Source organism: Actinoplanes awajinensis subsp. mycoplanecinus (genome assembly GCF_001509495.1).
Classification (GTDB): domain Bacteria; phylum Actinomycetota; class Actinomycetes; order Mycobacteriales; family Micromonosporaceae; genus Actinoplanes; species Actinoplanes palleronii.
The window spans coordinates 1-23,165 of sequence record NZ_LLZH01000122.1; the positions used below are offsets into that span (position 1 = coordinate 1).

Here is a 23,165-nt window from a genome sequence, read left to right on the forward strand (position 1 = left end):
CTCGACCGCACCCGAACCACCCACCTCCAACGCCTCAACTTCACCCTCGCCGCATAACCCCACCAAATAAACCAACAGGGTCTCCGCAGGCTACGAGCCGAGTCCCGCGGTGGTCCCGCGCGATACCGCCCCACTCCCGACCGCAGCGCGCCCCCGGCCCCGGCTGGTTCTCCGGGGTGCCTCCGGCACCCCGAGACACCCCTCACCACCAGCCGAAACCCGCCAGCTGGCATTCACAGCCGAATCCAGCACCCCGCGCCAGCCCTCACCACGAGCCCGCCACCGTCAGCTGGTGCTGGCGGCTGTCTCCGGTCCGTTGAGGCAACCGTGAGCACCAGCTCCGCCGTGGCCGGCTGGTGGTGGCGGTTGTCTCCGGCGCCTTGAGACCGCCGTGAGAACCAGCCGGGGTCGGGAGACGCGCAACGGTCCGGACCGGCGCGGGTGTTCCGCGCTGCGGATCAGCCCACGCGTCACGACCGCGCCACTCACCACACAGGGCCCCGCACCCCCAACCCGCGACGCGCCCTTCACATCCCAGCTGGTCCGCAGGGGTGTCTCCGGGCCTGCGAGGCACCTCTGGGAGCCAGCCGGCGTTCGTGAGCTGGTCCGCAGGGGTGTCTCCGAGCCCTCGAGACACCTCTGCGAGCCAGCTGGCGTTTGTGGGCTGGTCCTCGGGGGTGTCTCCGAGGCACCCCCGGGAGCCGGCCAGGTTCTCGGGCGTTGAGCGCCGGGCCCCCGGCTGGTCCGCAGGGGTGTCTCCGGGGTCGCGAGGCACCCCTGCGGACCAGCCGGGGATGCGGGGGCGCGGCGCGGTCGGGGGTGGGGCGGTGTCGCGTGAGACCGCCGGGGGAGCTGGCGTGTGTCCTGCGGGTGCTCCGTATGACGAGCGAAAGGGGCACCGGTTTACGGTGAGGATCATGCGGATTGTGGTGCTTGACGACTATCAGCGGGTGGCGCGTTCCTATGGGCCGTTCGACGGGCTGCCCGAGGCCGACGTCGAGGTGCTGCACGAGCACCTCGACGATCAGGAGGCGCTGGTGAGCGCGCTCCGCGGCGCCGACGTCGTGGCCGCGATGCGGGAGCGGACGCCGTTCACCGCGGAGTTGTTCGCGCGGCTGCCGGACCTGCGATTGCTGATCACGACCGGGATGGTCAACGCGTCGATCGATCTGGACGCGGCGAGGGCTTGCGGTGTCACGGTCTGCGGGACCACCATGGCCGGGTCCGTGACTAGCTCGAACACCGCCGAGCTGACCTGGGCGCTGATCCTCGCGGTGCAGCGGCACGTCGCCGCCGAGGACCGGGCGCTGCGGGACGGGCGCTGGCAGACCACGATCGGGACCGATCTGAACGGTACGACGCTGGGCGTGCTCGGGCTGGGCCGGCTCGGCTCCCAGGTGGCGCGGATCGGGCAGGCGTTCGACATGCGAGTGATCGCGTGGAGCGAGAACCTCACGCCGGCGCGCGCGGCCGAGGCCGGTGCCACCTACGTCAGCCGGGACGAGCTGTTCGCGGCGAGTGACGTGCTGACGGTCCACCTCAAGCTCAGTGATCGTACAAAATCGGTTGTCGGTGCCGCCGAACTGGCGGCCATGAAGCGAACCGCGGTCTTGATCAACACCTCGCGCGGGCCGATCGTCGACCGGGACGCGCTGGTCGCGGCACTGACCGCGGGCACGATCGCCGGCGCGGGCCTGGACGTCTACGACGTGGAGCCGCTCCCTGCCGGTGATCCGCTGCGCGGCGCGCCGAACACCGTGCTGCTGCCGCACCTCGGTTACGTCACCGACCGGACCTACCAGGTGATGTATCAGCAGATCGTCGACGACGTCACGGCCTGGCGCGACGGCACGCCGGTGCGCGTGCTGACCTGACCTCAGGCCGCGAGCCGCCCGAAGCTCGACCGGTGGAAGACCAGCGGCGACGCCCCCTCCGCGTGCTCGACCGCGTGCAGCCGCAGCAGCACGATCGCGTGATCGCCGGCCGCCACCTCCCGGTCGATCGAACAGTCGAACCGGGCCAGCCCGTTGTCGAGCAGCACCGCGCCGGCCGCGGTCACCGAGGCGGGCAGGCCGTCGAAGCGGTGTTCGACCGGCCCGGCCAGCTGCCGGCAGGTCTCGCCGTGGTGGTCGGCGAGCACGGTGATGCCGAGGCGGGCGGCGCGGCGCAGGTCCGGCCAGGTCTTAGAGCTGTTCGCGATCGAGAACGAGACCAGCGGCGGGTCCAGGCTCACCGAGGTGAACGAGCTGGCGGCGAGCCCGAGCAGGCGCCCGTCGACCGCCGCCGCGACCGCGACCACGCCGCTGGGGAAGGCGCCGAACGCCCGGCGCAGAGCGGCCGGGTCCAGGCTCATGGCGTCGGCCGTCCCGCGGCGGCGAACGGCACCGCGACGCTGTGCCGCCGCCGGGGACGCTCGTCCTTCCACAGTCCCCGCTCGGCCAGGATCGGCAGCACCCCCTCGCCGAACCAGTACGCGCCCTCGAGGTGCGGGTAGGCCGACAGCACGAACTCGTCGATGCCGAGCGCGGCATATTCCGCGATCCGGTCGGCGACCTGCTCGTGGCTGCCGACCAGCGCGGTGCCGGCGCCGCCGCGGACCAGGCCGACCCCGGCCCACACGTTCGGATAGATCTCAAGGCCGTCCTTCGAGCCGCCGTGCAGCTCGAGCATCCGCTTCTGGCCCTCCGACTCGCTCAGCCGCAGACCCTGCTGCACCTTGACGATCATCTCGGGGGAGATCCCGGCCAGCAGCCGGTCCGCCTCGGCCCAGGCCTCCGCGGCGGTGTCGCGGGTGATGGTGTGCATCCGGATGCCGAACCGGATCGGCCGGTCGTCCGGCCCACGGCCCTGCTCGGCGGCGAGCTTGCGGATCCAGGCGATCTTCTCGGCTACCGCGGCCGGCGGCTCGCCCCAGGTCAGGTACACGTCGGCGTGCTTGGCCGCGACGATCCCGGCGGCCGGCGAGGACCCGCCGAAGTAGACGGCCGGCACCGGGTCGGGGATCTGGTCGAGCCGGGCCGCGTCCACCGACAGGTGCTCGCCGTGGAAGTCGACGGTCTCACCGGCCCACAGCCGCCGGACGATCTCCAGGAACTCGTCGCACCGCTGGTAACGGGCGTCCTTGTCCAGGTAGTCGCCGTACATCCGCTGCTCGTGGCTCTCCCCGCCGGTGACCACGTTGAGCAGCAGCCGCCCGTCGGTCAAATTCTGGTAGGTGCCGGCCATCTGCGCGGCCAGGAACGGCGACACCAGTCCGGGGCGGAACGCGACGAGGAACTTGAGCCGCTCCGAGGTCTGGCTGAGCATCGCGGTGCTGAGCCACGCGTCCTGGCACCACGCGCCGGCCGGGGTCAGCGCCGCCTCGAAGCCGTTCGCCTCGGCGGCCCGGGCCACCTGCGTGAGATAGCCCAGGTCAGCGGGCCGTCCGGAGCCGCCCGCGGACAGTCCGTGCCCGCCGCCGACCACCTGACGCCCGTCGCCGCCGTTGGTGGGCAGGAACCAGTGAAACTTCAGCGACATGGGGCGTCCTTCGCTCGAAGACGAGATTACCTACAGAGTTACTAGGTTTTAGATCAACATCAAGATCTTTGGGGTACGGCAAAGCCGACCGCCCCATCGGCCCCGCCGATCCCTCAGCCCTCCCGGCGCCAGTCGCCACGCGCCACCGCCGCGGGGCTGGCTCCGGCCCGTGACACTCGCCGCGGGTCGCCGCCGTCGGCCCGTCCCGGCCCGCTGCGGACGTCGCTGGTCGCTGCCCGTGGGCACGTTCCGGTCCCGGCTGGTCGTCAGGGGTGTCTCCGGGTGGCGGAGGCACCCCTGACGACCAGCCGGGGGTCTGCCAGTGCGGCACTGGTCAGCGCGACGCGCCGGCCAGCCGGATGATCGTTTGCTCGAAGTCGTGGATCACCGGGGGCACCCGGTCGAACCGGCGGCGCAACAGCAACATCGTGACCGGCGGCACCGGCTCCGCCAACGGCCGCGTAGTGATCACCCCGGCCTGTTCCAGCGGGTCACCCACCACGCTGTAGTCCGGCAGGATCGTCGGCCCGGTCCCGTTCGCGACGAGCACCTTGCCCATCTCGGCGCCGTCGGTGGAGAACGTCTCCGGCGGGGGAGCGTCGCCGAACAACCGCTGCGCGAGCCGGTGCATCAGATACCCCGGCCGCATCGCCACGAACGGCCGCGCCCGCAACTCCTCGACACTGATCACGTCGAGCGCGGCGAGGGGGTCGTCGGCGCGGCAGCACACCACCGGCCGCCCGCGCAGCAGCACGGTCCGCTCCAGCGTCGGCGGGATCGGGTCGTCCGGGAAGACGTTCACCAGGCCCACGTCGAGCCGGCCCTCCAGCAGTGCTTCCTGGATCTCGCCCTGCAGCATCGCGGCCACGTCGACGGTGGTGTTCGGGTGCCCGGCGCCGAACTCGCGCACGGCCGGTACCAGCAGCGCCGACGTACCGGCGTTGACCGTGCCGACCCGGATGGTGCGGATCGTCCGGGCGTGATCGCGCGCCGCGTTCTTCAGCTGCGCCACCCCGGCCAGGATCTCCGCCATCAGCGGCAGCAGGTCCCGGCCCTCCCGGCTGACCCGGGCGCCGGCCCGGTGCCGTTCCAGCAGCGGAACGCCCAGCTCGCGCTCCAGGCTGCTGATGCCCTCGCTGAGCGCGGACTGCGACACGTGCAGTTGCTCGGCGGCACGCCGCAGCGACCCGTGCTGCGTCACGGCTGCCAGATATTCGAGCTGCTCCAGCCGCACGGCGGACACCTTTCCTGCTGTCAGGGCCGATCAGCGCCGGCCGAAGCTCTCAGACCGATCGGCGCCGGCCGACGCTGCCGGAGCCGATCGGCGCGGGTCGACGATGGCGGCGGTCAGACCGGGCTTACTCCCGCGACGGTCAAACCGAGCAGCCGACTCGCCTCCGCGGCCCCGTCCGGGTGGTGCTCGGTGGCCAGCGCGATCCCGGTGATCAGGTTGAGCAGGTCGGTGATCGTGACACCGGGCGTCACCATGCCGTCGGCGGCCGCGCGGCGCACCAGCGGCTCACCGGCCTCGGTCAGCCGCGCGGTCGCGCAGTGCTCGTGCCCCTCGCCCGCACCGGCAAGCTGGTCGCGGCCGTGAGTGGCTCCGCCGGGCGAGGCGGGCTGGTCGCGGCCGCCGGCTGCGGCGATGTGGTCGCGGTTCAGGGCCTCGGCCAGCCCGCGGGTGGTCGCGCCGAAGGTCAGCACCGAGCCGAGCCACTCCAGCAGCGCGGCGCGGCTGTCCGGGTGCCCGGCCAGGCTCGCCGCCTGCTCGGACAGCTCGTCGATCTGCTTGCGGAACACCGCTTCGAGCAGGTCATGGCGGGTCGGGAAGTGCCGCCGCACGGTGCCGGACCCGACGCCGGCGGTGCGGGCGATCTGCTCGAGCGACGCGTCGGTGCCCTGCTCGGCGACGGCCTGCTTGGCCACGGCCAGCAGCAACTCGTAGTTGCGGCGGGCGTCCGCGCGCTGGCCGGCCATCGCGCTCCTCACGGTGGTTAAGTGGCGGGGTCCGCCGTATCGTACTCTTCAAGAAACGGCGGACCCCGCCGTTTATCTCGGTCGCGAAGGAGAAGAAGATGTCCGATCCCGTTCTGGTCGTCGGCGCCACCGGAAAACAGGGCGGCGCCGCGGTCCGCTCCTTGCTTGCGGCAGATTTTCCGGTACGAGCACTGGTCCGCGACCCGGCCACCGACCGGGCGAAAGCAGTCGCCGCCCTCGGCGTCGAGCTGGTCACCGGTGATCTGAACGATCCCGCGTCGCTGCGCGCGGCGGTCGACGGCGCACGAACCGTGTTCTCGGTCCAGATGGCCCCGGTCAAGGACGGCGCCTACGACTTCCCCGGCGAACTCCGCCAGGCGGAAAACCTGATCGAGGCGGCCCGCACCGCCGGGGTGCCGCAGCTCGTGCACACCTCGGTGTCCGGTTCGGATCGGCTTGCCACGGCACCCGGCCGGGAGTCCGGCCGGTGGAAGCCGCTGGAGCCCTACTACGACACGAAGTCCGGCATCGAGCACGTCGTACAAAAAGCGGGTTTTGCTCGGTGGACCCTCATCAAGCCGGGCTTCTTCATGGAGAACTTCCTGCTCTCGGCGGCCTATCTGTTCCCGCGCGGCGTGGCGGGCGGCCTCGTGACCGTCGTCAAACCGTCCACGTGGCTGTCCCTGGTCGCGGTCCAGGACATCGGCGCCGCGGTCGCCGCCGCGGTCGCGGCGCCGCAGCGCTTCCACGAGGTCGAGCTGGAGTTGGCCAGTGACTACCTGCCGATGACCGCTATTGCCCAGGTGTTGTCCGACGCGCTCGGCGTCCCGCTCACCGCGCCGGACATGACGGAGGAGCAGGCGCTGGCGGCCGGAATGCCGCCCTACGCGGGCCTCCCGATGGAGCTGATGAACGTCGCCGGCCAGCCGGCCCGCCCGGAGTTCGCCCGCGCCCTGGGCATCCCGCTCACCTCGTTCGAGACGTGGGCCAGCACCCACATGCGCTGACCCGATCCCGGCTGGTGCTGAGGGCTGCCTGAACACCCTCGAGACAACCCTCAGTACCAGCCGAGGCCCGCCCGCCGAGGCCGCCCGCCGAGGCCGGTCGGCTGGTGCTGAGGGCTGTGTCAGCGGTCGTGAGGCGACCCTCAGCGCCAGCCGGGTTCGGATCGCGCGCGGCCAGCGCCCATTGCCGGCTGATGCGTTCACGAGGGAGCACCGCTGGCGACTTAGACCAGGCCGGCCGCGTTGTGCTCCGCGACCAGGCTCGGGAGTTCGTCGAGGGCGTCGATGCGGAACAGGCACCGCTCCGCCACGGCGGGCAGGTCGAGGATGTGTGCCCACGGGCCACGCCGGATCAGGCACGCCTGCATGCCGGCGTCCATGGCCGGGCGGGCGTCGTTGTCGGGCCGGTCGCCGACGTAGAGGATCGTCGACGGGTCGCGGCCGGCCTCGCGGATGACCCGATCAAAAAAGGCCGCCGACGGCTTCTGCGCGCCCCACCCGTGCGACGTGCCGATCACGTCCACCGGGAGGTCGAGGGCGCGCAGGATCGGCTCGGCGTGTGCGGGCTGATTGCCGGCCAGGCCCACCAGCAGGCCCTGAGCCTGCAGCGCGGTCAGGCACGCCCGCGCGTCCGGATAGAGGTCCTGTTCGCCGAACGACTCCGGCTGCCCGGCCGCCACCCGGCGCTCCGTCTCCACCGCGAGATCAAAATCGGGCCGGAACGTCCGGAACGTCTCCTGGTAGTCCAGCCCTCGGGCGATCACCGACCCGAACACCGCCGAGAACGTGTGCCGCGGCACGCCGAGCCAGTCCGCCCAACCGGCGAACTCCCGCGACTCGTCCAGGATGGTCCCGCCCACGTCGAAGAACACCGCGCCGATCATCAGCCGACCGTAAGGCCGGCGCGGCCGGTTCCCCAAGCCGTGCGCAGCTCGGCGATTGCCGAAGGGACCGCTCTGGCCCTCCGGTTCCAGCTCTGGCTGCTGCCGCTGGACGGCTCCGGCAGCCTCTCCTTCGTGAACGGTTGTTCCGATGTCGTCACGCTGACGCTCGACGGGAACGTGGTGACGCTGCGGGGGTCAGGGCCAGTTTTCGTACGTCGATCTGGTCGGTGCCACCGCCGCGTTTCTCCGGACGCTGATCGATACCGGGACCGCGAAGAGCCCCGCCCTGATCAGGCACCCCCTGATCGCATCGCTGTATCGCGAGAGCGGTGTGCGAGAACTGGGCCGTGCGCAGTTCCTGCGGCACTCGCACCAGGTGCGAAGGGCTCACGACCTCAGCGGGGCCGTGCCGGACAACACAACTGCCTGGTCATCTTCCCGCCGGTCGCCTCATGGTCATTGCGGCCCGGGTTGACCGCGGTCGACATAGTCAACTTACTTATCTAGCAACGCTAGACAAACGAGCGCTGTTAGATCTAGCGTTGCTCTGTCAGGTGTCAGCGCTAGATTTTGGGGTGGTCGTGGTGCTCAACGCGCTCGAGGTGTTCACCGTCGTGGTTGTCGGCGTGATGGTGGGCGTGGAGTTCGCCGTCGCCTTTGTGCTCAACCGGATCCTTGACGCCCTTCCGGACGACAGCGGACAGCTCGGCCGTGCCCACGGCGGCCGGATGCTCGGCGCCGTGATGCCGGTCTGGTACGTCGGCTCGCTCGTCCTCGTCGCGGTCTGGGCCGTCACCGGCTGGCGCGATCCCGGCGCCGGTCTCGTCGTCACCGCCGGCGCACTGCTGGTCCTCAGCGTGATCATGTCGATCCTGCTGCTCGTTCCGATCAACAACCGGAGCAAGACGTGGACGCCGGAAAACCGGCCCGCCGACTGGAAGCAGCAGATCAACCGCTGGGACCGCTTCCACTACGGTCGCGTCGCCGTCATCATCGCCGCGTTCGCACTGCTGGCCGCCGCCCACTGAGCCCCGGCCCGGCAATGCGCTGCCGACAACAAGCCGACAATGCGCCGCGACCCGCGGAAGTGGCTATCCGGCGGTCGCGCGGAGCAGGGCGTTGCCGCCCAGCAGCAGGACGTCGGCGCCGGCGATGAAGGCCATTCCCCGGCGCAGCAGCTGCGCCGCGCGCTCCGGGTCGGGGGCCAGGAAGCCCTGCACCACGTTGGTCAGGCCGACCAGCAGCAGCGGGACGCCGCCGATCAGCAGCAGGCCGACCGAGTTCGGGGTTTTGCCGGTCGCGACCAGCAGGGCGACCATCGTGGTCGGGAGGATGCCGAAGAACACCGCGGCGAGGCCCGCGTACCACTTCAGCGACCGCGTCGGGTCCATCGTCTGCACCCGCCGATGGTAACCGGCCGATCCCGCAGGCGATCGGGGCCGCTGGTCATACCCTTCCAGTTACAAGCTATATCGGACATAGGGGCTTGCCGCAAGGCCCTGGTCACCCCGCAGAATCGGCCGGTAACAGCGCCGATGCGAGAGGACGGTGAGCGGTGACCCGCTCAGTCGTGAACCTGTTCGAGGTCGACCGGAACGCGGTCGAGCTCGTCGGCGGTAAGGGCGCGCATTTGGGGGAGCTGTCGCGCATCGACGGCATCCGGGTCCCGGCCGGGTTCTGCGTCACCACCGCCGCGTTCGACCGGGTCCTGCCCACATGGAGTGAAGAGGGGGTCATCGCGGAGATTTCCGCGGCGGTCCGCGGGGACACCGCGTACGCCGTTCGTTCCAGCGCGACCGCGGAGGATGCGGCGGGGGCGTCGTTCGCCGGGCAGCACGACACGTACCTCAACGTGATCGGGGCGGCGGCCGTGCTCGAGCACGTGCGCCGGTGCTGGGCGTCGCTGTTCACCGAGCGGGCCGTTGCGTACCGGCTGCGCCACGGGGTCGAGCGGGACGCGGTGCGGATGGCCGTGGTCGTACAGGAAATGGTTTTTCCTCAGGCGTCGGGCGTCGCCTTCACCGCGGACCCGGTCACCGGGAACCGTAGGGTGACCTCGATCGAGGCCGGCTTCGGTCTGGGTGAGGCGCTGGTGTCGGGCCTGGTGAACACGGATGTCTACCAGGTGCGCGACGGCGCCGTGATCGCGGAGACGGTCGGGGCGAAACGGCTCGCCGTCCACGCCACGCCCGGCGGCGGGACCGCGCACCACGAGATCGCTCCGGACCGGCAAGGTCTGCCGGTGCTGACAACCCCCGAGATCGTACGACTGGCCGCGCTCGCCCGGCGCGTCGAGGAGCATTTCGGCAGCCCGCAGGACATCGAGTGGTGCCTGGACGACGACGGGTTCGCGATCGTGCAGAGCCGGCCGATCACCACGCTGTTCCCGGTCCCGCCGGCCCCCGACGACCGCAACCGGGTGTACGTCTCGGTCGGTCACCAGCAGATGATGACCGAGGCGATGCGCCCGCTGGGCCTGTCGGTGTGGAAGGCGACCTCGCCGGGGCACATGCTCGACGCGGGCGGGCGCCTGTTCGTCGACGTCACCGCGCGTCTGGCGTCGCCGAGCGCCCGCGCGGCACTGCTGCCGATGATGAGCCGCTCGGACCCGTTGATGGGTGACGCGATGCAGAACGTCGTCGACCGCAAGGACTTCGTCCCGGTGCAGCCGGAGGAACCCCTGGTCGCCCCGGGTGGCACTCCGCCGGCGCCGATCGCGACGGATCGCGCCGTGGTCACCGAGCTGATCGCGGAGCGGGAGGCGGCTCTCGTGACCCTGAAGCGTGACATCGCGCCGCTGACCGGTCCGGAACTGATCGATTTCGTGGTGGCCGACATCGGGCGGATCCGGCAGATCCTTTTCGGTCCACGGAACCTGCAGGCGATCATGGCGGGGATCGACGGCACCTGGTGGCTCAACGAGCACCTGGAGAGCTGGCTGGGTGAGACGAACGCGGCCGACACGCTCACCCAGTCGGCCCCCGACAACGTCACCTCGGAGATGGGGATGGCGCTGCTGGACGTCGCGGACGCCGTCCGTCCGTACCCTGAAGTGGTTGCCTTCCTGCGGAACCTGGAGGGGGACGACTTCCTGGACCGGCTGCCGGAGCTGCCCGGTGGGCGCGAAGCGCGCGCCGTGATCGAGGCCTACCTCGAGCGGTACGGCATGCGCTGCGTCGGCGAGATCGACATCACCCGGCCGCGGTGGAGCGAGCACCCCGCCGCGATCGTGCCGATGATCCTCAGCAACGTCCGCAACGCGGAACCGGGCGCGCGGGAACGGCGCTTCGAGCAGGGCCGGCAGGACGCGCTGCGCAAGGAGCGCGAGGTGCTGGCCCGGCTGCGCTCACTGCCTGGCGACGGCGCGGCCAAGGCGGCCGAGACGAAGCAGGTGATCGACCGGGTCCGGACCTTCATCGGTTACCGGGAGTATCCGAAGTACAACATGATCGCCCGCTACTTCGTCTACAAGCGTGCCCTGCTCGCGGAGGCCGAACGCCTGGTGGCGGCCGGGGTGCTCGGCGACGCCGAGGACATCTACTTCCTGACCTTGGAAGAGCTGCAAGATTTGGTACGTACCCAGCGTGCCGACGACCGGCTGATCGACGAGCGCAAGGCGGCGTTCGCGTCGTTCCGCATTCTCGTCCCGCCCCGGGTGCTCACCTCGGAGGGCGAGGCGGTCACCGGCGCGTACCGGCGCGCCGACCTGCCGTCCGGCGCGCTGGCCGGGCTGGCGGTCTCGGCCGGCGTCGTCGAGGGCCGGGCCCGGGTGCTGCACGACCTGGCCGACGCCGACCTGGCGCCGGGCGACATCCTGGTCACCGCGTACACCGATCCGAGCTGGACGCCGGCCTTCGTCGCGGTCAGTGGCCTGGTGACCGAGGTCGGCGGCCAGATGACCCACGGCGCGGTGATCGCCCGCGAGTACGGCCTGCCCGCCGTGGTCGGCGTCGAGAACGCCACCACCCTGATCAGCGACGGTCAGCAGATCAGGGTGCACGGCACCGACGGCTACGTCGAGCTGCTCTGAGCCCGCTGTCAACTGTGGCTGGCGGTACCTTTTGTTCGGTGGCTGGCCGGATCGGAACGGTTGCCGTATTCGCCCTAGCGTGACGCCATGCGCCGTATTTCCGTGGTCACCGCCCTGATCGTCCTGACCGGAACGACCGCCGCCGCGTCGCCACCCGGTGGTGGACTGCAGCGGTCTACCGACGCCATTCATGCGCTCGGCGCCATCGGTGTGCAGGCCCGCGCTGTCGGTGCCGACGGCCGCTACCACGTGGCCACCAGCGGTGTCGCCGACCTGAGCACCGGGCGGCCGGTGCCGCCGGACGGCCGGTTCCGGATCGCCAGCGCCGGCAAGACCTTCACCGCCGTCGTCGTCCTCCAACTCGCCGGCGAGGGACGGCTGCGGCTCGGCGATCCGGTGGAGCGCTGGCTGCCCGGTGTCGTCCGCGGCAACGGCAACGACGGCCGGCGCATCACCGTGCGCCAATTGCTGCAGCACACCAGCGGCCTGCAGGACGACATCCCGGACTACGCCACCGAGGCCGACTTCCAGCGCCATCGCTACGACGTCTACTCGCCGGAACAGCTGGTGGCGCGGGCGCTGGCGAACCCGCCCGCCGCCGGGTGGCACTACTCGAACACCGGGTACGTCCTGCTCGACATGATCATCGAGCGGGTCACCGGCCGGCACTGGTGGGACGAGGTGCGGCGGCGGATCGTCGGGCCGCTTGGGCTCACCGGGACGTCCTGGCCGGGGGACTCGCCCGCGATACCGGGCCCGCACGCCCGGGCGTACCAGCCGTTCGAGGCGGGCCCGCCGATCGACGTCACCGAGCAGATCATCCCCGACCCCGGCTCAGCGATCATCTCCACGACCCAGGACCTCAACACCTTTTTCCGTACGCTGTTCAGCGGCCGGTTGTTGCCCCCGGCGCAGCTCGCCGAGATGACCCGTATCGTGCCGGTCGCCCCCGAGCTGGCGGCCCTGCTGCCCGGCGCCCGGTACGGCCTCGGCATCTTCCAGCGCCCGCTGCCCTGCGGCGGCACGTACTGGAGCCATCCCGGCGGCTGGGGCGGCTACCTCACCGACAACGGTGTCACCGCGGACGGCCGGCGCAGCGTCGTTCTGTCGGTCAGCAGCGTGCTCGGCACCGGGCCGGACGACTACGTCCGCCAGCAACACGCCGCCGACGCCCTCGTCGAAGGCACACTGTGCGCGGCGGGCGGCTGAGGTCAGACCGTGCAGGTGCCCGGCGGCAGCGAGGGTGAGCTGATCTGCGCCATCGACTGGTTGACCTCGGTGAACGTGGCGAGCTGGCGGTACTGGTCGCCGACCAGGACGTCGATCACGTCGGTGGTGCGGGTGGGCACGAAGACCGGCTCGGCCTGACCGAGGAAGAACGCCCGGATCCACTGGGCGGCGCCGACCGTCTTCGGGCCGAACTGGATCACCGCGACCTGCTTGACCTTGGTCTTGGACTTCCCGGGCTTCTGCACCACGAAGCCCCGGCCCTTGAAGTCGGCGGTCACCTGATCGGCCAGACCGGCGGTCTTGGTCCCGTTGAGCACCCGGATCTTCACCTCGGACGGCTCGTCGGGAAGCGTGAGGTTCACCCGCACCGCACCGGCCGGGCAGTCGTCCGCTGCCGCCGTCCCCTGGGTGTCGCGCACCAGCGAGACCACCACCACGATGATCGCTGCGACGGCTAGGAAGCCGATGACTAGGTAGGCCCGGATACGCGCGTAACTCACGCATGATTAGACGCATGCCGATCGCATTTCGTGTACTCGAGAGGCGAGGAAGCGACGCGCGTCACAGCCTGAGCGGTGAACCGGTGACGCCCCGCAATCAGAGGACGACGACGAGTTTGCCTTGGGTGTGGCCGCGTTCGGCGTCCCGGTGCGCCTCGGCGATCTTGTCGATCGGGTACGTCGCGGCCAGGTGCGGCGTGTATCCGCCCTTTTCCCCCAGGGCGGCCCCCTCGGCGAGCACCGCGGAGTCGTTCTCCGCGTAGAGGTGCCGCACCCCGAGCTCGAGGGCGCCGGCAGCGTCGGCGACGGTCACCACGGTGTCCGGCCCGCCGGCGATCGCGACGAGGTCGGCCAGCGACCCGGAGGCGGCCGCGTCGAGCACGGCGTCCACTCCGGACGGCGCCAGACCGCGGACGCGATCGGCAAGCCCTTCACCGTACGTCGTGGGCAGCGCGCCCAGGCTGCGCAGGAAGTCGTGCTTGCCGGCGCTCGCGGTGCCGATGACCGTCGCGCCGCGGGCCACGGCCATCGCCACGGCGGCGCTGCCGACGCCACCCGCGGCACCCTCGATCAGCAGTGTGCGGCCGGCCAGGTCGCCGAGGGCGTTGAGTGCCCGCCCGGCCGTGGCGACGGCCAGTCCCGCCCCGGCGGCCTGCTCCAGGGTCCACTGCTGCGGCACCGGCGCCCAGGCGGACAGCACGGCGTACTCCGCGGAGGCGCCGAGAACGCCGCCGAGGCCGAACACCCGGTCACCGACGGTCACTCCCGTCACGCCGTCACCGACCTCGTCGACGATGCCGGCGGCGTCCCGGCCGGGGATCGCCGGCAGGGGTGCCGTAGTCGTGGTAGCGGGCTGCACGCATGAGAACTCCTCGGTAGGTGATCACTTTCTCTGGAAAGTAACTTACGGTTGATTACTTTCCGCGGCAAGCGTTTCCCGGATCACTTTCCGCGGCAAGTGTCCGGGTGCTACGGTCGCGCCCATGGGGGCGGATCATGAGTTGGCGCCGGCCCAGGCGGAGACCTGGGAGTCGCTGCTGGCGGTGCTGCTCTGGCTGCCCGCGACCCTGGAGACCCGGCTCAAGCGGCAGGGGCTGAGCCACGCCGAGTTCCTGATCCTGTGGTGCCTGACCCAGCATCAGGACCGGCCGCACACGATGAGCTCGCTCGCCGAACTGTCCCGGGTCACCCCGTCACACCTGTCCCGGATCGCCGCCCGGCTGGAGAAGCAGGGCCTGCTGGTCCGCGAGCCGGACCCGGCCGACGCCCGGTACACGATCGCGTCGCTCACGGCGGCGGGCTCGCGGAAGTACGCCGAGGCGGCGCCCGGGTACTACGCGACGCTCCGCGAGCATCTGTTCGGCCGGCTGACCGACGAGCAGGCCCGGCAGCTCGGCGGGATCACCGGGCAGATCGCGCGCTCGCTGGACCCGCGCGCGAGCTGACCTACTCGGCACGCTCATTGTTGACCATGTGGAAGTGGGTGCAGCGGCCCTCGCCGTCGAACGTGACGGTCCACTGGTTGTCGAACACGCCCAGCTCCGCGTAGGTCCCGGTGCCGTCGATCGTCGCGGTGGCGCCGTCGATCGCGCGGAGCGTCCAGGTGAACTCCCAGCCGCCCTGCTGCCAGGCCCACCGGCCGCGCCAGCCCTCGACGATCGCGTCCCGCCCGAGCCAGTGGGTCGGGTAGGGCTCCTCGTGATACTCGCCGTCCGCGGCGAAGAGGGCGGCGATGTCGGCGGGGTCGTTGGTGCGCCAGGCGTGCTCATACCGCCCGACCCAGGCCGCGACGGCGGCCGCAGTGATCGTTTCCATGCCCTGATGCTGTCCGAGCACCCGCAATCGTGACAGGGTGCACTACACCCACCTGCGGCCCGGTTGGCTCTGAGGGCCGCTATGAGGTCGACGCCGCAGGACGCCGTCGCCGCGGAAGGGGCCGCTGATGACTGCCGATGACACGCTCGCCCGGATCGCTCAGGGTGTTGACCTGCACCATCACCGGGGTGAGCGGGAGGCCGCTCGGGTGCTGTTCGCCGAGATCTGGGCGGAGATCGGTGGTGAGCGGGGAGATCCGCTGCACGTCTGCGTCCTGGCCCACGCGATCGCCGACGTGCAGGACGACGTGCGCGAGGAACTGGCCTGGGATCGACGCGCGCTCGCGGCGGCCGACCTGCTCACCGACGCCAGGATGGCGGCGGCCGGGCTGACCCTGACCGCGGGCGGGCTCTATCCGTCGCTGCACCTCAACCTGGCCGACTGCTATCGCAAGCTCGGTGACCTCGACCAGGCGCGCGAGCATCTGCGGCGAGCCCGGAACGGGATCGGTGCGCTCGCCGACGACGACTACGGCCGCCTGATCAGAGACGGACTGGCCCGGCTGACACGGGAGCTGGCCTGACGGTGCGGGTTCAGCCGTGCGGCGCGTGGTGACCTGCCGTCGGACAGCTCGTGGCCAGGACCCGCGGTATCTTGAGGCCGCTGGCCCATCGACTTCCGGGAGGTGTCCATGACTGCAGAGATGGTCGCGCCGGCCTGGATGCATGAACAGGTCACCGCCGAGCAGTACGCGTCGTGGACCGAAGAGCAGTGTGCGGGCATCGAGATCGTGGATGGGATGGTTCTCGTGAGTCCGAGTGCGTCCAAGCGCCACAACCGCCTGGCCCGGCTTCTGGCGAACGCCTTGGACGCTGCGGCCGGACCTGATTGGAACGCTGACACCGACTTCGACGTCCGGCTGCAGGACGTGCCGTTGAACAACCGTCGTCCTGACGTGACGGTGTACCGGGCGGAGACCATCGACGTCACGCCGACACGGCCCGAGCATGTGCTTCTGGTGGTCGAGGTGGTCTCACCCGGTTCGGAGACGACCGACCGGATCGTCAAGGCGGATCAGTATGCGAGGGCTGGCATTCAGTTCTATTGGCGTGTCGAGCAGGCGGCTACCGGTGCACCGCTGGTTTATACGTATGTTCTCGACCCGGCGACCGGCCGCTACCGCGACGGGGACGTCTTCGCCGGCGTCGTGAAGCTGGTCGCACCCTTTGCCGTCGAGATCGATCTCAGCCAGACCTGACCCCGCTCCGGATCAAGCTCGTCCGCACCGTCGCCTGAGGGTCAGCTGGGCACCGGGGTGAGGGTGACCTGGCCGTCGCGGGCCGCGCCGACCAGGGCGAAGCCGGATCGGTCGACGTCGCAGCAGAACGGCAGATCGCTGGACAGGTCGACGCGGTCGGCCGCGGGTTTCCGGGCGTAGGACCGGGCGTGCTCGGCCGCGCCGGCCACGATGCCGGCGACCAGGTCGGCCCGGCTCGGCTCGGATCCGTGGAGCAGAGCGCTCAGATAGGTCGCGCAGGCCCGGTCCTCGGCGGTCGACCCGGTGCAGACGATCGCGTACCGGGCGCCGGGGTGACGGCGGGCGATCCAGCGTGCGGTGGCGCCGACGTTCGCCGCGGACACCGCGAGCAGGGCCGCCGGGTTCCGGTGCCGCGCCAGCCCGCGCGTGCCGTTCGTGGTGGCCTGGATCAGCCCGCGGCCGTCGAGCCGGGCCGTCGCCATCTCGGCCGGTGAGTTGCCGAAGTCGAAATCCGCCGGCCGCAGCCCGTTCTTCTCACCGGCCAGCAGCCGATCCGGGTGCGATCGTCGAAAGGCGCGGCCGGCCTCCACCGAGGGCACACAGACGATGTCCGTCGCGCCGCGCTCGAAGGCCACCGCCGCCGTGGTGAAGGCACGGATCACATCGACGACCACGACGACGGCGCCGGGCGGCACCTCGGCATCCCCATCCACGATCGACACGTCTGCGATCTTCCGGTGGACCGTCCCGGCGCGGCAAGGTGATTCCCGCGGCGGGATCAGGTGCCGGTGCGGGCCGCGCGGGACTCCAGGTAGCGCTGTTCCGGCAGGCTCAGGGTGCGGCGGGCGGCGGCTCGGTAGTGCTCGCGTGCCGCGGCCGGGTCACCGGCCAGCTCGAGCAGGTGGGCGCGGACCGCGGCGAGCCGGTAGTGCTCGGCCAGCACCGGGTCGGTCGCTGCGGCGTCCAGGTCGGCGAGCGCGACCGCCGGGCCCTCGACCATGGCCCGCGCCACGATCCGGTTCAGCGTGACCATCGGGCTGGGCGCGATCGCGTGCAGCATGCCGTACAGAACAAGGATCTGCGGCCAATCGGTGGCCTCGGCGCGCGTCGCCTCGTCGTGCACCGCGGCGATCGCGGCCTGCAGCTGGAAGGGGCCGAGACGGGCCCGGGGGAGCGTCGCGGTCAGGATCGCGACGCCTTCGGCGATCGCCGCGGCATCCCAGCGCCGCCGGTCCTGTTCGGCGAGCGGGACCAAGGCACCGTCCGATTGTGTACGGGCCGGCCGGCGCGCGTCGGTGAGCAGCATCAGCGCGAGCAGCCCGGCCACCTCGCCCTCGTCCGGCAGTTGCCGGTGCAGCTGCCGGGTGAGCCGGATCGCCTCGCGGGTCAGCTCCACCCGGTGCAGGCTCGGGCCGGAGCTGGCCGTGTAGCCCTCGTTGAAGATCAGGTAGAGCACGTGCAGCACCGCGTCGAGACGGTCGCCGAGCTGCTCCGGCGCGGGCATCTCGAAACGCCCGCCGGCCGCCCGGATGCGCTGCTTGGCCCGGCTGATCCGCTGGCCCACGGTCGGTTCCGGGATCAGCAGGGCGCGGGCGATCTCCGCGGTGGTGAGCCCGCCGACCGCCCGCAGGGTGAGCGTCACCTGCGACGGCGTGGACAGCGCCGGATGGCAGCAGAGGAACAGCACGGTCAGCTCGTCGTCGCGTACCTCGGGGAGCGGCTCGACAGCGACCGCCTCCTCGCGCTTACGGCGCGCCGTGTCGTTGCGCAGCGCCTCCACCCGCCGGCGCGTGGCGACGGTGACCAGCCACCCGCGCGGCGACGCCGGGATCCCCTCGGCCGGCCACTGCCGGGCGGCCGCGAGCAGCGCCTCCTGCACGGCGTCCTCGCAGGTGTCGAAGTCGCCGTAGCGGCGGGTCAGCGCGGCCAGGACCTGCGGCGCGCACTCGCGCAGCAGGTCCTCCAGGCCGGTCAGATGTCCCATTCGCTCAGGTCCAGCACCGGTCGCACCTCGACCTGGGTGTATCCGGCGTCCGGCACCTGGGCGGCCCAGCCGATCGCCTCGTCCCGGCTCGCGCAGTCGATCAGGTAGAAGCCGGCCAGGTGCTCCTTGACCTCCGGGTACGGCCCGTCCGAGGTGATCGTGCGGCCGTCGCGGACCGAGACCTGGGTGGCCAGTTGCGGGTCGGCGAGCCCCTCGCTGGCGACCAGGACCCCGGCCTCACGCAGCTGCTCGGTCAGCTTCAGGTGCCCGACGCCGAAGTCGAAGCGCTGCTGCTCGGACAGGGTTTCCCAGATCTCCAGGGTCCGCGGGTTGGACTGGACCAGGATCACGTACTTCATCGGTGCACTCCCTCGTTTTATCGTCACGGTGGTGTCGAAACCGCGGTCGACGGCTTCGACATACCCACGAAAGCCGTTCGTGCGAGAGAGGAACCGCCGTGGAAGAGATCCGCAAGGTCATCGAGGCCCGGGCCGCGCTGCTGGAGAAGGGCGACGTCGACGCCATTGTGGCGTACTACGCGCCGCAGGTGGTCCAGTTCACCCTGGCGCCGCCGCTGCGTCAGCCGGCCGGGATGGACCCGGCCGGGCTGGCGGCGTGGATCGCCGGGTTCGAGGCGCCGCCGCGCCGCGAGGTCACCCAGCTGGAGATCACCACGGACGGCGACGTCGCGTTCGCGACCAGCATCGACAGCATGGCGGCGACGCCGCGCGGGGCGAGCGAGGGCTTCCGGATGTGGTACCGGGTGACGACCGGGCTGCGCCGGATCGACGGGCGCTGGCTGATCACCCACGAGCACCAGTCGGTGCCGTTCGAGATGGACGGCTCCCTGCGGGCGTCGGTCGACCTGGAACCGTGACGGCCTTTTCACTCATGCCAAGATCAGGTTGTGGATTGGTCGCGGCCGCTCGACGGCATTGAGGACGTCGCGTGGGGCGAGTTCGAGCGGGGTGTCGCGGTCGCGGCGGCGCTCGCGAGCCTGGCCCGGGCGACGCCGGAGCAGGCCGGGCCGATCGCCGACGACATCGATCAGCTGCTGGAGCACTGCAACATCTACCAGCCGGCGGCGGTGCCCGCGGTGGGCGTCCTGGCCCGGATCGCGGCCGCGCACCCGTGTGACGAGGCGAGTGAGCAAGCGCTGCGGCTCATCGACGGGATCGCCTTCGGCTGGACCGACGGTGCGACCGACGAGGAGCGGCAGGCCCGCCGGGCGGAGCTGCGCACCGTGCTGGTGAGCAGCGTGCCGGCGCTGCGGGAGGCGGCCCGGGTGGTGCCGGGGGTACGGCGGCAGGCGTTGCGGCAGGTCGAGCAGATCAGCACCGGAGTGCTGCCGGGCGGGGTGTGGGATCCGCGGTGGCGTGGCGTGGCCCGCGCGTTCATCGAGCGGGATGCGTCTCGGGTGTGGGCGGTGACCGTCGCCGGACGGTCGTTGCTGCTCCTCAGCGGATCGGGTGGACCGGCGGCGCTCTGGGACCCGGCCACCGGGGAACGGGCCGGTCCGGCGCGGCCGCACGACGGCTACGGCAGCCGGGCGCACGCCGACGGCGACGGCGGCCGGTCGCTCGTCCTCACCGAGGCGGAGGTGGCGGCCGCGAGCCGTGGACTCCCCGAGACGGAGTCACGGGCTCTGTTGAGGGCGGCCGGTCACGCCCGTCCCAGCCGGTGGCGCTCCTGGTTCCGGCTGTTCTCGCGGGCCGGCTCGCCTCTCGACCGGATGAAGGGGGCGCGCGTCCCCTTCGAGAGTGCCGGGCGGCCCTGCGTGGCGATCGGCGTCAGCGGCGCGTTGCGTCGTTTCGACGCGACCACCGGCGAGGAGATCGGCCCGGAACTCGCCTTCGGCGACGGTGACCTGCCGCCGGCGGTCTGTGCCTATCAGCAGGACGGCCGCCCGATCCTGGCCGTCGGCGCGCACCGGCAGATCCACCGGCTCGACGCCGAGACCGGTGAACCGGCCGGTCCGCTGCTGGACGGCCACCCCGAGGAGATCACCGGCATCGCGGTGGCCTCGGTCGGTGGCCGCCCTACGCTCTACGCCGCGACGTCGCTGGGCGTGTTCCGCTGGGATGCCTGGACCGGCACCCCCTGGCCGGCCGAATCCGATCAGTACGAGAACGGGTCGTAGCCGGTGTTGTTGCAGGTGCGGCGCTGGGCGATGCAGTTGCGCACGCGCTGGTTCATCGCGGCGGCGTCCCACATCAGGAACGCGTCGCCGTGCATCGACGAGGCGCTCTTGCCGTCCGGGTCCGAGGAGAGGTAGTAGCCGGCCTTCGTGCCCTTCGCGCCGTACGCGATGTCGAACGTCAGGGCCGGGATGCGGACCGGGTGGGCGGCCGGGCAGCCGTCGTTGGTGCCGAACGCGACGTGGTCCTTGTGGTTCGGGCTGTCCAGGTTCTTGCCGTCCCAGCAGTCCGGGAACTGCAGCTGGTAGTGCAGGGTGGCCGGGTTGCCGCAGATCGGCCAGTTGCCGTTCGTGCTGCGGGTGTCGCCGTCGATGTTGCCGGGGCCGTAGAAGGCGCAGTAGAACTGGCCCTGCGTGCCGCGCGGGGTCGGCTTCTTCTTTTTGGCGTCACCGGCGATCATCCGCAGGCCGTTCGGGATCGGCACGATGCCCGTCGAATTGGTGCGGATCGAGCGGTAGTAGACCCGGAACCCGGTGGTCTCGACCGGCTTCTTCGTCGCGGCCTCGTAGAGCGTCGGCACCCAGTAGGCGGAGTGGTCGACGGTCGGCTTGCAGGTGGTGGCGGTGAACTTCGTCAGGTCACCGGCCGTGGTGCCGGCGTCGACGGCCTTGTTGCCGACGAACGAGTGCATGTGCGAGGCGCCCGGCAGGCCCGGGAAGACGATCGGGTCGTCGGCCTTGCGGTGGCTGTACTTGCAGTCGGCCCGGAACTCCGGCAGGTTGCCCGCGTCGCCGGGGGCCTGGGCCTTGGTGGCCTGGTACTTGGCGAGCTGGGTGTTCCAGGCGGCCTGGTCGACCGGGATCCAGCCGCCCTTGGGTGCGGCGGCGGCCTGCTGCGTGGCCGCCTTCGACGCGGGTGCGGCTTTTGTGGAGGCGGAGACGGCGGCGGATGTGGGTGCGGATGCGGACGCCGGTGCGGCTGCCTGACCGGCCGGCGGGGTGGCCGGCGGGCGGTCCGCGCTCGCCTGCTGCGGTTGCTGCTCGGTGGCGGCGTCGGGCCGGCTCGCCCACACGGCCGCTCCGGCGATCAGGGCGACGGCCACACCGGCGGCGGCGATGGCCAGGGCCCGCGGGCGCCGGGCGTGCCGGCCGGGACGCGCCGGCGTCGGGTCGGGCTCGCGGAACGTGGAAGACGGCACAACTAACTCCCCAGCAGGCGGCGCAGACGACATGGCCGGGATCGAGCGGCCGCCGGAATGGTAGGCAGGCCAGTTGCGCGCCGCACAGGCACTTAAAGCAAAACAAAAGAAGAACTGCCCATTCGTACGCAGTTTCCGGACGCTATCCAGAAAGTGTTATTCGCCGTCCCGGCGCGCGTCGGCCGGTGGCGCGGCCGGGCCGGAAATCCGCGCGGACCTCGCGCGAGACCACCGCGGGACGTGGCTCGTAGCCTACGGACGTGCGCCCGCTATTCGTACCAGAAAGGGGTGATGATGAGCGGAAGCGGCCTTGCGTGAAACGAGGGTTTCCGGTTTGTCATCGGACGATTCTGCCTGTCGTTCACGGCAGGGCGCTGCCGGCCCGCTGGATGCCGAAGTTGCGGGCCACCAGGTCGGTCACCAGTGACGACATCGTCTGGGTGTCGCCGCCGGTGGCGGTCCACAGCATGGCGGCGGCCGCGCCGTCGATGCGTACCGTCACGGCGGGCAGGAGGCGCGCCTCGGCCACGATCGGGGGGCCGAGGTCGATGGTGGCCGGCGCGGGCCGGGGCACGGTGGCCGGCGCGGCCTTGGCCTCGGGCGCGGGGTCGTGGCAGATCAGGCAGCCGCCGGTGGTGCCGGTGAGGACGTACTTGGTCACCGCCACCCGGTTCACCGGCTTCCAGGAGCGCTGCCCGCACCAGGAGCAGGCGACACCCGGCAGGTAGGCCTCGGCGGCGGCGTGCGCGTCGGCCGCCTCCCGCGGGTCCTCGGTGTGCTCACCCGGGCGCTGCAGCGCACCCGGGTTCCGGGTCAGCGCGAGCCACCGCGGCTGGGCGCCGCCGGGCGCGCACGCCCAGTAGCGTTGCGCCCGGGCGAAACCGTCGCCGTTGGCCCGGGGATGACGCCGTAGCGCCAGGTGGAGCAGCCCCCGCCCGTCGGGGCCGATCGTCAGCGTGAAGCGGTCTACCTGTTCGGTCACGGCCCGATGATCGGCATCACTCCGGCGGCCACGAGAAAATGTTTCGGCCTGAACCCCGGCTGCTACCCGGCGCCGGGCGTGGGCTGGTGCTCGGGGGTGTCTCGCGGCCCGCGAGACACCCCCGAGCACCAGCCGGAGAAGGGCGGCGCGCTGCGGCCCGGACCGGCTGCGGCGTCGCGCGGGTCCGGCCGGCGGTTACTCCCCGACCAGGTGTGCGAGCAGCGCGAGCACCGCTCCGGTGACGCCCCAGACCAGGGTGACCTGGCCGAGGACGACCGCGGTGGTGCGGGCGCCGGAGGGGGCCGTGCCCGGTTGCTGGAGGGCCCGGACCGCGGCGAACGGTGACAGGGCCATCAGAAACGCGAGGGCCGCCGCGGGCACCGCATAGATCATGTTCTGGTCGGAGCACGAGTCGCTGAAGCAGGCCAGCGAGATCACGGCGGCGAAGAGGAAGTAGATCACCGGCAGGGCCGCGACGACGATCGCCACCCAGAGCGCGATCGTCGCGTTCCGTGAGGCGGGGAGCCAGGCCGAGCGCTGCGGCGGGAAGACCGCCGGGCCGGTGGGGGTGTTCGTCGATGCGGTGGACATGTTGATGATCATGTCAGGTCACCGCCGTCGATATCGGTGTCGGTTCCCCGGGCCG

At 71.5% G+C, this 23,165-nt stretch carries 25 protein-coding genes; 10 read left to right on the top strand and 15 right to left on the bottom strand.

What is annotated here, in order from left to right; translation table 11 throughout:
• Positions 1-917 precede the first annotated feature (917 nt).
• The gene (locus ADL15_RS16380; RefSeq protein ID WP_067691021.1) at positions 918-1,874 is read left to right on the top strand and encodes a D-2-hydroxyacid dehydrogenase family protein; all 957 of its coding nucleotides are present in this window, start codon (positions 918-920) and stop codon (positions 1,872-1,874) included.
• A gap of 2 nt (positions 1,875-1,876) precedes the next feature.
• Here the strand turns inward: ADL15_RS16380 and ADL15_RS16385 are convergent, their stop codons facing one another.
• The 4 genes from ADL15_RS16385 to ADL15_RS16400 form a co-directional block, all read right to left on the bottom strand.
• Positions 1,877-2,353 carry a flavin reductase family protein gene (locus tag ADL15_RS16385; RefSeq protein ID WP_067691026.1) on the bottom strand — a complete coding sequence of 159 codons (477 nt, stop codon included), beginning with the start codon at positions 2,351-2,353 and terminating at the stop codon, positions 1,877-1,879.
• Entirely contained in the window at positions 2,350-3,519 is a 1,170-nt protein-coding gene (locus ADL15_RS16390; protein WP_067691030.1) for an LLM class flavin-dependent oxidoreductase, read from the bottom strand. The genes ADL15_RS16385 and ADL15_RS16390 overlap by 4 nt, the downstream gene beginning before the upstream one ends.
• A gap of 334 nt (positions 3,520-3,853) precedes the next feature.
• The gene (locus ADL15_RS16395; RefSeq protein WP_067691388.1) at positions 3,854-4,753 is read right to left on the bottom strand and encodes a LysR family transcriptional regulator; all 900 of its coding nucleotides are present in this window, start codon (positions 4,751-4,753) and stop codon (positions 3,854-3,856) included.
• 113 nt (positions 4,754-4,866) lie between these two features.
• Entirely contained in the window at positions 4,867-5,496 is a 630-nt protein-coding gene (locus tag ADL15_RS16400; protein WP_067691033.1) for a TetR/AcrR family transcriptional regulator, read from the bottom strand.
• Positions 5,497-5,594: 98 nt separating this feature from the next.
• On the opposite strand from ADL15_RS16400, the gene ADL15_RS16405 reads away from it, so the two are divergent.
• Positions 5,595-6,503, top strand: a complete 909-nt coding sequence (locus ADL15_RS16405; RefSeq protein ID WP_067691036.1) for an NmrA family NAD(P)-binding protein — start codon at positions 5,595-5,597, stop codon at positions 6,501-6,503.
• Between the two features lie 221 nt (positions 6,504-6,724).
• Here the strand turns inward: ADL15_RS16405 and ADL15_RS16410 are convergent, their stop codons facing one another.
• Entirely contained in the window at positions 6,725-7,384 is a 660-nt protein-coding gene (locus ADL15_RS16410; protein WP_067691039.1) for an HAD family hydrolase, read from the bottom strand.
• A gap of 542 nt (positions 7,385-7,926) precedes the next feature.
• Here ADL15_RS16410 and ADL15_RS16415 point away from each other — a divergent pair.
• The gene (locus tag ADL15_RS16415; RefSeq protein ID WP_232344153.1) at positions 7,927-8,412 is read left to right on the top strand and encodes a DUF1772 domain-containing protein; all 486 of its coding nucleotides are present in this window, start codon (positions 7,927-7,929) and stop codon (positions 8,410-8,412) included.
• Between the two features lie 63 nt (positions 8,413-8,475).
• On the opposite strand, the gene ADL15_RS16420 is transcribed toward ADL15_RS16415, so the two are convergent.
• Positions 8,476-8,775: a hypothetical protein gene (locus ADL15_RS16420; RefSeq protein WP_067691394.1), complete on the bottom strand. Its 300-nt coding sequence runs from the start codon at positions 8,773-8,775 to the stop codon at positions 8,476-8,478.
• A 164-nt stretch (positions 8,776-8,939) separates the two neighbouring features.
• Between ADL15_RS16420 and rph the strand changes: the two genes are divergently transcribed.
• Together rph and ADL15_RS16430 are read left to right on the top strand one after the other, a co-directional pair.
• Positions 8,940-11,414, top strand: coding sequence for a rifamycin-inactivating phosphotransferase (gene rph / locus ADL15_RS16425; RefSeq protein WP_067691041.1), 2,475 nt, complete (start codon positions 8,940-8,942; stop codon positions 11,412-11,414).
• Between the two features lie 87 nt (positions 11,415-11,501).
• Positions 11,502-12,623 carry a serine hydrolase domain-containing protein gene (locus ADL15_RS16430; protein WP_067691043.1) on the top strand — a complete coding sequence of 374 codons (1,122 nt, stop codon included), beginning with the start codon at positions 11,502-11,504 and terminating at the stop codon, positions 12,621-12,623.
• Positions 12,624-12,625: 2 nt separating this feature from the next.
• Here ADL15_RS16430 and ADL15_RS16435 read toward each other — a convergent pair whose 3' ends face one another.
• Both ADL15_RS16435 and ADL15_RS16440 read right to left on the bottom strand, forming a co-directional pair.
• On the bottom strand, positions 12,626-13,144 hold the full coding sequence (locus ADL15_RS16435) for a LytR C-terminal domain-containing protein (RefSeq protein WP_232344156.1): 519 nt from the start codon (positions 13,142-13,144) through the stop codon (positions 12,626-12,628).
• A gap of 97 nt (positions 13,145-13,241) precedes the next feature.
• Positions 13,242-14,003 carry a zinc-binding dehydrogenase gene (locus ADL15_RS16440; protein ID WP_083971322.1) on the bottom strand — a complete coding sequence of 254 codons (762 nt, stop codon included), beginning with the start codon at positions 14,001-14,003 and terminating at the stop codon, positions 13,242-13,244.
• 124 nt (positions 14,004-14,127) lie between these two features.
• On the opposite strand from ADL15_RS16440, the gene ADL15_RS16445 reads away from it, so the two are divergent.
• Positions 14,128-14,589 (top strand): MarR family winged helix-turn-helix transcriptional regulator, encoded by a 462-nt coding sequence (locus tag ADL15_RS16445; RefSeq protein ID WP_067691045.1) that lies wholly within the window; start codon positions 14,128-14,130, stop codon positions 14,587-14,589.
• 1 nt (position 14,590) lies between these two features.
• Here the strand turns inward: ADL15_RS16445 and ADL15_RS16450 are convergent, their stop codons facing one another.
• A complete protein-coding gene (locus ADL15_RS16450) occupies positions 14,591-14,959 on the bottom strand; it encodes a nuclear transport factor 2 family protein (protein WP_067691047.1) in 369 nt (122 codons plus the stop codon).
• Between the two features lie 127 nt (positions 14,960-15,086).
• On the opposite strand from ADL15_RS16450, the gene ADL15_RS16455 reads away from it, so the two are divergent.
• A complete protein-coding gene (locus tag ADL15_RS16455; protein ID WP_067691049.1) occupies positions 15,087-15,542 on the top strand; it encodes a tetratricopeptide repeat protein in 456 nt (151 codons plus the stop codon).
• Positions 15,543-15,650: 108 nt separating this feature from the next.
• Positions 15,651-16,217 carry a Uma2 family endonuclease gene (locus tag ADL15_RS16460; protein WP_067691400.1) on the top strand — a complete coding sequence of 189 codons (567 nt, stop codon included), beginning with the start codon at positions 15,651-15,653 and terminating at the stop codon, positions 16,215-16,217.
• A gap of 41 nt (positions 16,218-16,258) precedes the next feature.
• Here ADL15_RS16460 and ADL15_RS16465 read toward each other — a convergent pair whose 3' ends face one another.
• The 3 genes from ADL15_RS16465 to ADL15_RS16475 are packed head-to-tail and all read right to left on the bottom strand — an operon-like array spanning position 16,259 to position 18,560.
• Positions 16,259-16,939: a 2-phosphosulfolactate phosphatase gene (locus ADL15_RS16465; protein ID WP_067691051.1), complete on the bottom strand. Its 681-nt coding sequence runs from the start codon at positions 16,937-16,939 to the stop codon at positions 16,259-16,261.
• 56 nt (positions 16,940-16,995) lie between these two features.
• The gene (locus ADL15_RS16470; protein WP_083971325.1) at positions 16,996-18,201 is read right to left on the bottom strand and encodes an RNA polymerase sigma factor; all 1,206 of its coding nucleotides are present in this window, start codon (positions 18,199-18,201) and stop codon (positions 16,996-16,998) included.
• The gene (locus tag ADL15_RS16475) at positions 18,189-18,560 is read right to left on the bottom strand and encodes a YciI family protein (RefSeq protein ID WP_067691053.1); all 372 of its coding nucleotides are present in this window, start codon (positions 18,558-18,560) and stop codon (positions 18,189-18,191) included. The genes ADL15_RS16470 and ADL15_RS16475 overlap by 13 nt, the downstream gene beginning before the upstream one ends.
• A gap of 98 nt (positions 18,561-18,658) precedes the next feature.
• Here ADL15_RS16475 and ADL15_RS16480 point away from each other — a divergent pair, with 98 nt between their 5' ends.
• Positions 18,659-19,078, top strand: coding sequence for a YybH family protein (locus ADL15_RS16480; RefSeq protein WP_067691056.1), 420 nt, complete (start codon positions 18,659-18,661; stop codon positions 19,076-19,078).
• Between the two features lie 30 nt (positions 19,079-19,108).
• Complete coding sequence (locus tag ADL15_RS16485; protein ID WP_067691059.1) at positions 19,109-20,341, top strand: WD40 repeat domain-containing protein; 1,233 nt, start codon at positions 19,109-19,111, stop codon at positions 20,339-20,341.
• Here the strand turns inward: ADL15_RS16485 and ADL15_RS16490 are convergent.
• The 3 genes from ADL15_RS16490 to ADL15_RS16500 all read right to left on the bottom strand — a co-directional run bounded on the left by ADL15_RS16490 (position 20,320) and on the right by ADL15_RS16500 (position 23,110).
• The gene (locus tag ADL15_RS16490) at positions 20,320-21,537 is read right to left on the bottom strand and encodes a DUF1996 domain-containing protein (RefSeq protein WP_067691062.1); all 1,218 of its coding nucleotides are present in this window, start codon (positions 21,535-21,537) and stop codon (positions 20,320-20,322) included. The genes ADL15_RS16485 and ADL15_RS16490 overlap by 22 nt on opposite strands.
• 361 nt (positions 21,538-21,898) lie before the next feature.
• Positions 21,899-22,519 carry a hypothetical protein gene (locus tag ADL15_RS16495; protein WP_067691065.1) on the bottom strand — a complete coding sequence of 207 codons (621 nt, stop codon included), beginning with the start codon at positions 22,517-22,519 and terminating at the stop codon, positions 21,899-21,901.
• Positions 22,520-22,714: 195 nt separating this feature from the next.
• Positions 22,715-23,110: a hypothetical protein gene (locus ADL15_RS16500; protein ID WP_157441396.1), complete on the bottom strand. Its 396-nt coding sequence runs from the start codon at positions 23,108-23,110 to the stop codon at positions 22,715-22,717.
• Positions 23,111-23,165: the final 55 nt, after the last annotated feature.

Coding starts and splice junctions, on each gene's coding strand:
- ADL15_RS16455 (WP_067691049.1), top strand. CDS start 15,087: ATGACTGCCGATGACACGCTCGCCCGGATCGCTCAGGGTGTTGACCTG.
- ADL15_RS16430 (WP_067691043.1), top strand. CDS start 11,502: ATGCGCCGTATTTCCGTGGTCACCGCCCTGATCGTCCTGACCGGAACG.
- ADL15_RS16445 (WP_067691045.1), top strand. CDS start 14,128: ATGGGGGCGGATCATGAGTTGGCGCCGGCCCAGGCGGAGACCTGGGAG.
- ADL15_RS16470 (WP_083971325.1), bottom strand. CDS start 18,201: ATGGGACATCTGACCGGCCTGGAGGACCTGCTGCGCGAGTGCGCGCCG.
- ADL15_RS16500 (WP_157441396.1), bottom strand. CDS start 23,110: ATGTCCACCGCATCGACGAACACCCCCACCGGCCCGGCGGTCTTCCCG.
- ADL15_RS16385 (WP_067691026.1), bottom strand. CDS start 2,353: ATGAGCCTGGACCCGGCCGCTCTGCGCCGGGCGTTCGGCGCCTTCCCC.
- ADL15_RS16405 (WP_067691036.1), top strand. CDS start 5,595: ATGTCCGATCCCGTTCTGGTCGTCGGCGCCACCGGAAAACAGGGCGGC.
- ADL15_RS16380 (WP_067691021.1), top strand. CDS start 918: ATGCGGATTGTGGTGCTTGACGACTATCAGCGGGTGGCGCGTTCCTAT.
- ADL15_RS16410 (WP_067691039.1), bottom strand. CDS start 7,384: ATGATCGGCGCGGTGTTCTTCGACGTGGGCGGGACCATCCTGGACGAG.
- ADL15_RS16475 (WP_067691053.1), bottom strand. CDS start 18,560: ATGAAGTACGTGATCCTGGTCCAGTCCAACCCGCGGACCCTGGAGATC.
- ADL15_RS16390 (WP_067691030.1), bottom strand. CDS start 3,519: ATGTCGCTGAAGTTTCACTGGTTCCTGCCCACCAACGGCGGCGACGGG.
- ADL15_RS16450 (WP_067691047.1), bottom strand. CDS start 14,959: ATGGAAACGATCACTGCGGCCGCCGTCGCGGCCTGGGTCGGGCGGTAT.
- ADL15_RS16460 (WP_067691400.1), top strand. CDS start 15,651: ATGACTGCAGAGATGGTCGCGCCGGCCTGGATGCATGAACAGGTCACC.
- ADL15_RS16420 (WP_067691394.1), bottom strand. CDS start 8,775: ATGGACCCGACGCGGTCGCTGAAGTGGTACGCGGGCCTCGCCGCGGTG.
- ADL15_RS16400 (WP_067691033.1), bottom strand. CDS start 5,496: ATGGCCGGCCAGCGCGCGGACGCCCGCCGCAACTACGAGTTGCTGCTG.